Source organism: Vreelandella populi, assembly GCF_003989825.1.
GTDB classification, from domain to species: Bacteria; Pseudomonadota; Gammaproteobacteria; order Pseudomonadales; family Halomonadaceae; genus Vreelandella; species Vreelandella populi.
This window is the reverse complement of the sequence record NZ_RZHE01000009.1, coordinates 45,846-57,984: the sequence shown is the minus strand read 5'-3', so window position 1 is coordinate 57,984 and position 12,139 is coordinate 45,846. Positions and strand designations below refer to the sequence as shown.

Annotated in this window: 9 protein-coding genes and 1 rRNA gene; 5 read left to right on the top strand and 5 right to left on the bottom strand. The window is 51.2% G+C overall.

What is annotated here, in order from left to right:
- Positions 1-57: 57 nt before the first annotated feature.
- Positions 58-173, top strand: a 5S ribosomal RNA gene (gene rrf / locus ELY25_RS11555).
- A 161-nt stretch (positions 174-334) separates the two neighbouring features.
- Here the strand turns inward: rrf and guaD are convergent.
- The 4 genes from guaD to xdhA are packed head-to-tail and all read right to left on the bottom strand — an operon-like array spanning position 335 to position 6,380.
- A complete protein-coding gene (gene guaD / locus ELY25_RS11550; protein ID WP_126951439.1) occupies positions 335-1,654 on the bottom strand; it encodes a guanine deaminase in 1,320 nt (439 codons plus the stop codon).
- A gap of 1 nt (position 1,655) precedes the next feature.
- Positions 1,656-2,522, bottom strand: coding sequence for a xanthine dehydrogenase accessory protein XdhC (xdhC, locus tag ELY25_RS11545; protein ID WP_126951438.1), 867 nt, complete (start codon positions 2,520-2,522; stop codon positions 1,656-1,658).
- On the bottom strand, positions 2,519-4,942 hold the full coding sequence (gene xdhB, locus ELY25_RS11540; protein ID WP_126951437.1) for a xanthine dehydrogenase molybdopterin binding subunit: 2,424 nt from the start codon (positions 4,940-4,942) through the stop codon (positions 2,519-2,521). The genes xdhC and xdhB overlap by 4 nt, the downstream gene beginning before the upstream one ends.
- A complete protein-coding gene (gene xdhA / locus ELY25_RS11535; protein WP_126951436.1) occupies positions 4,926-6,380 on the bottom strand; it encodes a xanthine dehydrogenase small subunit in 1,455 nt (484 codons plus the stop codon). Before xdhA ends, xdhB begins: the two co-directional genes overlap by 17 nt.
- A 208-nt stretch (positions 6,381-6,588) precedes the next feature.
- Here xdhA and ELY25_RS11530 point away from each other — a divergent pair, with 208 nt between their 5' ends.
- Positions 6,589-7,257, top strand: a complete 669-nt coding sequence (locus ELY25_RS11530; protein WP_126951435.1) for a TetR family transcriptional regulator C-terminal domain-containing protein — start codon at positions 6,589-6,591, stop codon at positions 7,255-7,257.
- Positions 7,254-9,689 carry an ATP-dependent helicase HrpB gene (hrpB, locus tag ELY25_RS11525; protein ID WP_126951434.1) on the top strand — a complete coding sequence of 812 codons (2,436 nt, stop codon included), beginning with the start codon at positions 7,254-7,256 and terminating at the stop codon, positions 9,687-9,689. Before ELY25_RS11530 ends, hrpB begins: the two co-directional genes overlap by 4 nt.
- On the opposite strand, the gene ELY25_RS11520 is transcribed toward hrpB, so the two are convergent.
- Entirely contained in the window at positions 9,686-9,901 is a 216-nt protein-coding gene (locus ELY25_RS11520) for a hypothetical protein (protein WP_126951433.1), read from the bottom strand. The genes hrpB and ELY25_RS11520 overlap by 4 nt on opposite strands.
- Positions 9,902-10,240: 339 nt before the next feature.
- On the opposite strand from ELY25_RS11520, the gene ELY25_RS11515 reads away from it, so the two are divergent.
- Both ELY25_RS11515 and ELY25_RS11510 read left to right on the top strand, forming a co-directional pair.
- A complete protein-coding gene (locus ELY25_RS11515) occupies positions 10,241-11,293 on the top strand; it encodes a COX15/CtaA family protein (protein ID WP_126951432.1) in 1,053 nt (350 codons plus the stop codon).
- 117 nt (positions 11,294-11,410) lie between these two features.
- Positions 11,411-11,878, top strand: coding sequence for a DUF2489 domain-containing protein (locus tag ELY25_RS11510; protein ID WP_126951431.1), 468 nt, complete (start codon positions 11,411-11,413; stop codon positions 11,876-11,878).
- Positions 11,879-12,139: the final 261 nt, after the last annotated feature.

Here is a 12,139-nt window from a genome sequence, read left to right as displayed (position 1 = left end):
GGCACGAGAGACGACACAAAACACCGTCACACAGCATGATGTACATTGCCAGTTACGCCTGACGACCATAGCGAGCGTGAACCACCTGATCCCTTGCCGAACTCAGTAGTGAAACCGCTTAGCGCCGATGGTAGTGTGGGGTCTCCCCATGCGAGAGTAGGTCATCGTCAGGCACTTATTGTGAAAAATCCCCCGGGGCTTGCGCCTCGGGGGATTTTTTATGCGTGAAAGAAAAACAGTCGACAAAAAAGGCGACTTTCGCCGCCCTCGCTATTGTTAGCTGCGATGCTTAAATAATGCTTTTGTATCATCGTGATACATGGGATTTACTTGATTAGGCTGTATCGCGTTGGTGTTGGCACTGTCCGCCGGCCCAGGTTTCATAAATGGCGCGGTCGTCAGCCAGTATCATTAATGCAAAAAGCCGCTCACCCAATGTTTTACAATGGCTAATACGCCGAGATAAGAGTGGTGTGGCGTTAGGGTCTATCACTACGAAGTCAGCCTCACAAGCAGGCGCTAACTGGCCAATGTGGCTATCCAGTGAGAGTGCCTTTGCGTTGCCCATGGTTAAGCCATAAAAGCCTTGCCAAGCAGTAAGCGGTTGGCCGCTTAGTTGGCCTACCTGATAAGCTGCCTTGAGCGTTGCGAAGCCTGATAAATCGGTTCCTGCACCGATATCGCTAGCCAATGTAAATGCCATGCCTGTTTCATGGGCCGCCTGACGATCAAAAAGGCCGCTACCAAGAAAAAGATTAGAGCTGGGACAAAAAGCAATATTCGCGCCTCGATCTGCCAAACGCTTACGCATGCCATTATCAAGGTGAATGCCGTGTGCAAAGGTGCTGCGAGGACCAACTAAGCCTGCCTCCTCGTAAACCGCTAGGTAATCGCGGCTGCCAGGAAATAATTCTGCTACCCAGTCTAATTCACCGTTATTCTCGGCTAAATGAGTTTGCAACCAAAGCGTTGGGTCATTGCGTAGAAGGGCCCCCGCAGCATCCATTTGGGCCTTAGTTGACGTCGGCGCGAAGCGTGGCGTCACGCTGTAGCCTAATCGGTCCTTGCCATGCCAGTCTTCGATCAGTCGTTCGGTATCGGTAATACCTGAGCTTCCATCCAACAGGTCATCAGGCGCATTACGATCCATTAATACCTTACCAACCATCATGCGTAAGTGACGCTTTTTGCAGGCAGTGAAGAAAGCATCTACGGAGCCAGGGTGGCTAGAGCCAAATACCTGGGCGGTAGTAGTTCCTGCGCGCAGCATTTCATCCAGAAAGACGTTTGATAGCGCTTCTGCGTGGGCATGGCTAGTAAAGCGACACTCTTCCGGAAAGGTATAATCGTTTAACCAGTCAAGCAGTTGGCGACCATACGAGGCCATGATGTCTAGCTGCACATAGTGCACGTGGGCATCAATGAACCCCGGCATGATAAGTTTATCTCGATAGTCCAGTACTTCATAACCTTCAGGTAAAGATTGCGCTAATTCGTTGAAGTGACCAACGGCATGAATATGCTGGTCTTTTAGCCAAAGTAACCCGTCACCATAGTGTTCTACACTGCTAGGCTGGGGTGTATTGCCATCGCCTGGATCGCGAGTAAAGCTAATCAATTCGGCACGAATAAGCGTTTCAGTAGAAGAATTCATATTAACTCGTGGTTGTCGTAGAGTCGGTCATCAGTGTTCGTAGTACGTGAGGATCAAGCCCACGGTTTTCCTGAGAAGAAGGTGTATCCGTCAGCCAAAGCAGTTCCGAGACTACCGTTAAGGCGATAGCATAGGGCGTTTTATCAGTAAGCTTGGCGCCATGGACGAGTCCAATCGGGCTTCGCACTCGAGCCGTTTGTTGATCAGAGTAACCTTCTCGTTTCAATCGTCCTTCAAAGCTTGCCCATTTGCTTACAGAGCCGATGAGCCCAATTGATGCCACATCATCGCGTTCAATAAGTGCTGCGATAAGGGCATAGTCTTCGTCATGGCTATGAGTCAATACCAGTGCATGGGTGTTGGGAGGTAGGGTTGCTACACTTGACTGTAACTCGTAAGGCGAGTGGCAGGTAAGGCGTACCTGGCGTTTGAAATGTTCGTCAAATACACCAGCTCGGCTGTCATACCATTGCACATTCCAGGGAAGCGGTGCACACAGAGAGATAAGTTCGCGGCCTATATGACCTGCTCCAAATACCGCTATATTCGCACTACTTCCGGGAAAAGCCTCGAGTAGAACGTTCAAATATCCGCCGCAGCACTGGCCGCTGCGCCCACCCAAGGAGAAAGCTTCTACATGAAATCCATACTGCCGCGCTTGTAATAGGCTGCGCGCAGCTGCAATGGTTTGCCACTCGAAAGTACCCCCGCCAAGAGTATCGAAGCATTCTGTTAGAGTAATTACCATCCGGGCGCCGGGTTCGCGAGGCGTTGACCCCTGACTGGTCACTTGTGTCGCCAGTACATGCGCCTCGCCTTCATTCTGCAGGCGATGCAGGGCGCCATGCCATGTTTCGCATACGCTCACAGGGCTTTCTCTCTTAACGCTTGCGCGGCGAGCAAAACACGTTCAGGTGTTGCAGGCGTATCCAGGCGGGGTGAAAGCTGGTACTGCGTTAAGCTAGAAAGCGCATCCCGTAATGCAGACCATACGCTGATACTCAGCATGAAGGGTGGCTCACCTACTGCTTTTGAGCGATAGAGGCTAGCCATGGAATTGGGATGTCCTTCAAGTAACGCGACGTTGAAAGTGGCGGGCAGGTCGCCGAACGTGGGAATTTTGTAGGTTGCCGGACCGTCGCTTACGAGTACACCTTTATCATTCCATATTAGCTCTTCGGTGGTTAGCCATCCCATGCCTTGAATAAAACCGCCTTCTACCTGGCCAATATCAATGGCAGGATTAAGTGAATTGCCCACATCGTGGAGAATATCGACGCGATCCACCTGATACTCACCACTTAAAGTATCAACGCTGACTTCGGCGACAGCGGCCCCAAACGCATAGTAATAAAAAGGGCGGCCCTGGCCGGTCGCGCGGTTGTAATGAATCAACGGGGTGGCATAAAAGCCTTTTTCAGATAAAGAGATACGGTTCAGATAGGCGGTTTGAACCAGTTCCCCCCAGGGTATCCGACGCTCGCTTTCGTCCATACCTGCGACCAGCATGCCGTCTTCAAAGCGCATTTCTTCACGGTCCAGCCCGCCATCAAAATGCGAGGCAGCAAAATCAAAGAGCCGTTCCCGCAATTTACTGGCCGCATCCCGGGCAGCCATACCGTTAAGATCAGCACCGCTAGAGGCGGCTGTGGGGGAGGTGTTGGGAACCTTGTCAGTTCTTGTTGCCGTAATACGCACCTGTTCAAGGTCAAGGCCCAGCTCACGGGCTACCACCTGACAAATTTTAGTGTGCAGGCCCTGGCCCATTTCCGTACCACCATGATTGATCATGACGCTGCCATCGGTATATACGTGAAGCAGGGCGCCAGCTTGATTTAAATGCTGCGCTGTAAACGAAATGCCAAACTTGACGGGCGTTAGAGCGAGGCCTTTTTTGACAACTGGGCTTGCCGTATTGAACTCACCAATGGATTGACGGCGCGCCCAGTACTCACTATCCATTTCCAACTTTTCGACAAGACCATGCAACAGCTTAAGTTGATCAACATGTTGGCCATAGTGGGTTATGTCATACCCATCACGATAGAAATTGCGCTTACGGATAACCAAAGGGTCGACGCCAATTTTACGGGCAATATCATCCATGGCCGCTTCAATAATCATCATTCCCTGCGGGCCGCCAAAACCCCGAAACGCTGTGTTGGAGGCCGTATGTGTCTTGGCGCGATAGCCGGTAACGCGAGCCTTGCCCAACGAGTATGCGTTATCGGCGTGAAACATGGCACGGTCCACAATTGCATCCGAAAGGTCGGGTGAGTAGCCGCAATCGCCGATCAGCTTGATGTCTCCTCCTTCGATAATGCCGTTGGCATCAATGGCCAGCTTGTAATGGCTGTGAAAAGGATGACGCTTTCCGGTGGCGCGCATATCTTCACTGCGTGGCAAACGAAGGCGCGTGGCCTTGCCTGTGCGCCGAGCGATAATGGCGGCGATGCAAGCCCATGGCGAGGCCTGAGTTTCTTTACCACCAAACCCGCCGCCCATGCGGCGAACCTCAACCGTTACGGCATGAAAAGGAATGCCCAATACTTCAGCGACCAGCTTTTGGGTTTCACTGGGGTGTTGGTTGGAGGTGTGAACAATGACACCTTCATCTTCGGTCGGTAGAACCATACAAGCCTGACCTTCCAGATAAAAGTGCTCTTGCCCGCCAATGAAAAGCTCGTTTTCAATTACTTGGCTAGCTTGCTGCAAGGCTTGTTGCCAATCGCCACGCTCTTGCATGTGGGTAGGTCTTACAAGCTCTTCGCGTTGAACAGCAGCCACAGGATCAAGGCTGGCGGGCTGTTCGTCAATGGCAATTACAGCGAGCTTTACTGCACGCCTTGCGGCTTGCAGGGTGGTAGCTGCTACTGCAAATAGACACTGCCCGGCATAGCTGATGTCGTTTTCGACAAACAGGGGGTCCCCTGGAAACACAGGACCAATATCCGTATGGCCAGGCACATCGTGAAAGGTAATGACATCTATCACGCCCGGAGCCTGTTTGACAGCCTCGAGTTCTAGGCGGGTCAGCAGGCCATGAGCTATTGGCGATAAGCCCAATGCTACATGAAGCGTATCAGGTGGCGTTTTTAAATCGTCAATGTAGGCCGCCTTTCCAGTAACGTGCTTTTCAGCGCTTTCATGAAAACTGGCCTGCCCGGCATGGCGTTGCCTTGTGCTTTTCACTGTGTGGCGTGCCAGTGGGCCATCGCCTTGAATATGATCATCAAGCTCCCGACGAGCGCGACGGCTATCCGTATCCAACCTAGTGAGCGTACGCATGAAGCATCACCTCCTGATTCGGCGTTGAAAGCGTCAAGTAGAGCCGCTCGATGAGGTTGGCCGCTGCCTGCTGGCGATAATTCTTACTACCGCGAACGTCGTCCATTGGTGAAAATTCGCTTCTCAAAGCGGCTTGAGCCAGTCGAAAGCTTTCTGGTGTGATTAATTGATTATCTAGCGCTTTCTCGGCTGCCAGAGCACGCTTGGGTATAGCCGCCATGCCGCCGAACGCCATGCGTACATCATGTAATCTGCCGTCTTCTACTCGATAGCTAAAGGCGCCCAGTATGGCCGAGATATCGTCCTCCCGACGTTTGGAAAGCTTCCATATGTGTAGTTTATAAGAGCTGGGTAGGCGGGGGATAAAGATGCGGGATAACACCTCGTCAACACCCAGCGCGGTTTTTTTATAATCAACAAAAAAGCTATCCAGCGGTAAGTGGCGAGTTGCGTTAACACTGACTATTTCTACCCAGGCCCCGAGCACTAGCAGTGCCGGTGGTGTATCGCCGATGGGGGAGGCGTTAGCGATATTTCCCCCAAGCGTGCCACGGTTACGAATTTGTTGAGAGCCTAAACGGTCTAGTAAATGGGCAAAGGCCGCAAAGTTGGCTTTTAAGAAGGGGGCAAGCTGAGTATAGGTAACCCCAGCACCCACCCACCAACCGGCCTGGCTGTTAAGCTCTGCGGCCTCAATCGTTAACAGCTCTTCTACTCGGCTAACATCAATTAATTGATTTAGCGGCTTTAAACGCTGCGTGGTTTCCAGCCATAAGTCTGTTCCGCCAGCCACTAGATAAGCGTTGGGAAAGCGCGCTCGGGCCACAGTTAAATCGGCAAGTGAGGTAGGCTGTATAAAAAAGCTTTCTGCCTCAGCCAGCGGCTGTGCTGAAGATTCAGTACTGAAACTGGCAGAATACGAATGGTACCGGCTGGGGCGTTTGTAACCATGCTGCTGCATGTGTAAAGCCGCACCGCGAATGGGGCGATAGCCAGTACAGCGGCACAGATTGCCTCCTAGGGTTGCTTCCAGTTGCTGGCTGGTTAAGGGTGGTGTATCAGCTGCTAGCGATTCGTAGAGGGTAAATAACGACATGACAACACCCGGGGTGCAAAAACCACACTGGCTTCCATGGCATTCAATCATGGCGGTTTGGGCTGGATGCAGCTGCCCATCCACTGCAAGCCCTTCAACAGTAACCAGTGATTTACCCTGTAGCTGATGAGCGGGTGTAATACAGGCATTGACGCTTTGGTACCCAGGCGTGCTGCCTATGGCACCAATCGCTACGGTGCATGCTCCGCAATCGCCTGAGGCGCAGCCTTCTTTTGTCCCTGTGGCCCCCAAATGCTCTCGTAATAACGTTAAAATGCTGGTGTCCGGAGTTACATGGCACTGTTGCGGAGCGCCATTGAAAAGGAACTCAATACTAGCCATACCCGACTCCATTATAATTGTTCTGACCGAACGGTCAGCATTGCTTGAGCTTGAGACAAAAAGGCAGGTCATGCAAGTATTTACTAGGTGCGCTGAGATGGGGCAAGCATGTGGAAAATGCTAACTTTTGGTGCAGCAAATACAATTCAATAAGTACGATCTGACGCTTTATGGCGTGCCTAAATAACGAGTCATCCAGGAAAATTATATGTCATTGGAAGCTGCGCCAAACGAAAGCGCCCATCGCGAGCGAATCGAACAGCGTATTTTGAATGCCGCAGAGCAGGTGTTCTCACAGCACGGTTACCGTGGCGCGAGCCTCCAATCTATTGCCGATCAGGCGGTTTTGCCAAAAGCCAACATACTTTACTACATGGGAAGTAAACAGGCGCTCTATATACGGCTACTCAATCGTATGATGCGGCGCTGGAATGCGGTGCTTGAAGATATCACTCCAGCTAGCGATCCAGGCAGGGTACTCAGCGAATTTATTCGCACTAAAATGGTGCTTGGGCAGCGTTATCCAGAGGGCTCAAAGCTGTTTGCCGCCGAAATATTAGCGGGTGCTCCATTTCTAAATGAATATCTGGCGGTTGAATTACGTGAATGGGTCGCTTCTCGCGCCGCCATCATTCGCCAGTGGTCGACACAAGGTAAGATGGATAATGTCGACCCGCGCTGGCTGATTTTTTTAATTTGGTCCGCAACTCAACATTACACGGAATACAGTGCTCAAGTGACGCGAGTCATTGGTAAGGATGCGCTTGATGACAAAGATCTGGCATCTATTACCCAGTTTCTTGAACACGTCATTTTAAAGGGATGCGGGGTCGCTTCTCAGCCAGTATCTGAGCTTCAGAAAACGGCTGATTCATGAGCCTTCTTCCCATTGATCAACATCTTGAGGCCATCCGGGCGGGGCTTGAAGATCATAATCGCCTAATTCTGATGGCTCAGCCGGGAGCGGGTAAAACAACCCGTGTGCCGCTGGCGTTATTAAAAAGTAATTGGGTGGCTGATCAAAAGCTTTTACTGCTTGAGCCCCGCCGGGTAGCTGCCCGTTTGGCCGCAAGTTTTATAGCCGAACAGTTGGGTGAGCCGGTAGGTCACACCGTCGGTTACAGGATGCGTGGGGATAGCTGCACAGGCGAACATACTCGGCTAGAAGTCGTTACTCAGGGTGTACTACTGCGGATGTTGCAGGAGGATCCTCTCCTGGAGGGGGTTGCAGGGATTATATTTGATGAATTTCACGAACGTAGCCTGGATGCTGATGTTGGGCTGGCGTTTGCCTTGGATGTTCAAACCAGTGTGCGCGATGATTTACGCTTGGTAGTGATGTCGGCAACGCTGGATATTAAAGCATTAACGCAGGTGCTAGGTAGCCAAACGCCGGTGATTATCAGTGAGGGGCGCCAATTCCCCGTTGATACCTATTACCGGCCGATTCTGCCAAATGAGACAGATGAGTTGGCAGCACTTCGGGTGATTCAGGAAGCCCTTGGTGAAGAAACTACCCAGGATATACTGGTTATTCTCCCAGGCGTTGCCGAGATAGAGCGGTTGATACGAACCTTGTGTAAGGCGTTACCCGAGGTAGCTCCCAGAGCGCTGCACGGGCGCATGACGCTTGCTGAACAGAGGGCAGCGTTAGCGACAGATACATCCCAGCGACGGATCATTGTTTCAACGGCTATTACCGAGTCGAGCGTAACGGTGGATGGCGTTAACGTTATTATTGATGCAGGCCTTGAGCGTGTGCCAATGTTTCAACCGCGAACAGGGCTTACGCGACTGACGACCAGACGCGTTAACCGTGCTAGTGCCGATCAGCGCCGTGGGAGAGCAGGGCGACAGCGGTCGGGGACGTGTTTTCGCCTGTGGTCGCAAGAACAGCCCTTGGTTGCCCATCGTGAGCCCGAAGTTCAGCAGGCGGATTTATCGGGTGTAGTGCTAGAGCTGGCGCGGTGGGGCGTTGACTCTCCGGATAAGCTACGTTGGATAACGTCACCTCCCCAAGGGGCTTGGCAGAGCGCTAAGGCACTGCTTGTACAGCTGGGTATACTGGATAATCAGCACAAGCTGACCCGGCTAGGCCATCAGTGTGCTCGCTGGCCCCTTGAACCACGCTTGGCGGTTATGCTGGAACGGGCAAGGGAACTTCAGGCGGTGCCGCTCGCCTGCACGGTTGCCGCGCTGTTGGAAAGCCGTGACAATACCGAGCGTTCTTGGCTAAAAGCGCTGTCTCAACGCCTTGCTACTCCCGGGCAGTTTCCATCTTGGTTGCGAGAAGCCAAGCGGCTTGCCAGACACGCCGACGTGACATTGAACCAGGTTGATCTGGCGTTTTTGGGCAAGCTCTTGGCCTTGGCGTACCCCGATCGAATTGGCCACCAAATAAGTGCTGGGCGGTTCCAGTTGGCGTCCGGTAAAACGGCCGTTATGTCCTTGAATGACCCGCTGGCCCACCAGCCTTTTCTAGTAGCTGCAGGTTTGCAGAGCAGTGCCTCAAACGAAGCCAAAATCGTTGCAGCTGAACCTCTCACCTTGGAAGCGTTAACACAGTTATATGCTCATCAGTTGCAATGGCAGTCCAGAGTCACCTGGTCCGATGAGTTAGGTAAATTAGTCGGTGAGAAAGTTCAGGCGTTCGGGGCATTAATAATCGCTAGGCACCCCATAACCACGCTACCCCAAGAAGCTGTCACTAAGGCGCTATTGAACGCTATACGCCAGCGGCCAACGTTATTGACATCCCATCAGTTACAGCAATTGCAGGGGCGTATGGCATTGCTGCGAGAAACGCTAGGCGATCAATGGCCCGACTGGTCGACGCCGGCGCTTCTGGATACTCTGGAGGTATGGCTTGAACCTTACTTGGCCGATATTACGCGGCTGGCTCAGATAGAAAAACTGTCGCTTCACCGTTACCTATTCGATACCCTGCCATGGGAGCAGCAAAATGAGACGGAACGGCTAGCACCCCAAACTCAGTTAGTCCCAAGTGGTAAACAGATAGCCCTGGATTATATTCCATGTCTGGAACAGCGGCCTGCCGTACTGGCATTGAAATTACAAGAGGCGTTTGGGTGGCTTGATACCCCAGCTGTTGCCGAGGGACGTGCTGCCTTGATGGTGCACCTGCTTTCACCTGCGCGTCGACCTCTTCAAGTCACGCAGGACCTGCGTAGTTTTTGGCTGAATGGATACCCGCAGGTGCGTAAGGAAATGCGCGGCCGTTATCCAAAGCACCCCTGGCCCGAGGATCCCTTGACTGCTGTGGCAACGGCCTATACAAAAAAGCGCTAGTTCTGCTGTTCTGGAATCTCGCCCGGAGTGCGATACCGAACGCCTTCGGCCTGTGGCTCTTCGTAGCGCTTGTTTTCATCTTCAGGAGCAACGCCCAATACGGTTTTCTTGGAGCCATCTGGCCACGTATAGGTAGTACAACCTGCAAGCGAACCCAGCGAAATCAACGCCAGAAATACTATCGTTCCTGCCCTGAGGCGGTGTATCTGCATATATTACTCCCTGCTTGCATGGTCTTTTCTAGAACGGCCAGAATCGTAATGAAGGGACTATAGGGTGCCGAATGGCTAGTTGTAAATCGCCAATTGCCATGGTGCGTTTATTTTAAAAACTAATTGCTTAATTGGTGTAAAAGCGTAACGAATGCTCAATAGTTTCTATACTTACTGCTATGTAAAAAGGCTTCGTTGCCTAGCGCCCGCAGCCCTTGGCAAATAGGCCAGTGATTTCGTTTGGTGCTAATATAATACTGGGAAAACCGCTGAGCGGCATATCTGCGTTTTTATAGTGAAACCAAGGATATGGCTAGCGAAAAAGTGTAAGGACACATCATGAAAGAATCGAAAGAACAACGCTTAAAATGGCTTATACGCTTAACGTTGTTAGGAACACTACTGACTATTGTCGTCATATTGGTAGGAGCGTGGACGCGGCTGGTTGATGCAGGACTGGGCTGCCCTGATTGGCCAGGCTGCTATGGGCGCCTGCTAGTGCCGGACAGTGATCATGCTGCTCTGCGCCACCCTGATGTACCCCTGGATGCCTCAAAAGCCTGGGTTGAAATGATCCATCGCTATATCGCTAGCCTGCTTGGGGTACTGGTCATTAGTACCTTGATTCTCGGCTGGCCGCTAAGAAAGACCGACCAATACCCATGGCGTATAAGTGTGTTGCTGCTAGCGACTATTATAGTTCAGGGTGCCTTCGGCGCTTTCACCGTTACTTTAAAACTTTGGCCGCAGGTTGTTACGCTGCATTTGCTTGGTGGGATAAGCGTACTACTGTTATTTTTCTGGCTGCACTTAAGATTAAAGTGTGTTGCCATGCAAAAAAAGCTTAGCGCCAGACGTTCCACTATCTGGTGGGGGCTAGCTGCAGGGCTGTTGGTCATGCAACTTGGCCTGGGTGGTTGGGTGACCAGCAATTATGCGGGTATTGCCTGCCAGGGAGTACCAGCTTGTAACGGACAGTGGTGGCCAAATATGGATATCAGTGAGGGGTTCCATCTTACCCAAACGGTAGGGCCTAACTACCTGCATGGGCAGTTGCACGCTGAAGCGCGCACGGCTATTCATTTCATACATCGCTTGGGGGCTGTCGTACTGGGTTTGTCACTAGTAATTCTTTGGTATCGGTATCGCCATCATCCGGCTTTATTTCGAGCGCTTAATATAGTTGTCGCAATTTTCTTTTTGCAAGCCTTACTCGGCGCTGCAAATGTGCTGTTATGGTTACCTCTATGGCTTGCACTTATACATACCGCAGGCGCTGTCTTGTTAACAGTCAGTATGCTGTGGGCATGGTGGCAGTGGCGATTAAGTCATGAAAATATTGTTATAACTCAGCCGAATGGCTATCCAGCACATCACGTTCAGCCTATGTAGGTTGATTTGTAAGGGATGGAGCAAGTTAAATAAATATAAATCTTGAAGAAATTAGAAGTAAAAAGGCAAAAGGGTGTACAATTTCTGTTAAGCTATTTTCATGTTTTGAGGGGCTTTATGAATTCGACTGTCGCGCTTATATCTCTTGTAGTGGCTTTAGCCATTATTGTGGGTTTGTCGGTTTATGCGATCAAACTGCGCAAAGAGGTAAAGCGACGTGAAGCATTTCGTATCGATGAGGATCGAAGAGCCCACCAAAACTGTTTGGAAAATCTGGATTTTGTAACAAGCGCATTGATTCAGGAGCAGGTTGATATTACTGAAGGCTCCTGGCGCTGCAAGGTGCTGCTTGAAATTATAGATCCAAGCCTTTCAGAGCGTGCCGAGTTTCAAGCATTTGCTCAAGTTTATGAACGCACAAGGCACTTAAAGACGCATTCCGCACGTGCTGCATTAACACCTCGTGAACGTATGTCGGAAGATAAACAGCGTTTGGCCGTTGAAAATGAAATGCGGCCCGCTGTTCTGGCAGCTGCAGAAGCTGTGATTAAATGGCGTGCGCAGGGCGCTTCTGCGCTACATTGATGGTGTGATGAAGTAGCAAATAATAAGCAAAGTAGTACATTGGTATGTTTTTTTAGTGCCGATTGTGGCAGTTTTGCTATGCTTGAGATGTCGATATTGCCAACAAATTGATATCTCGGCATTGTTGCCTTCAAGCGTCGATGCGTTAATGATAGGCAAACTGTTCAATGCCAAGCAGGGGAACGCCCGCAAGGTAATATTGAACAAGCGAAAAATGGATGCTCTCGCAATAAGAAGCATTGGATAGATTTGGTCATATGG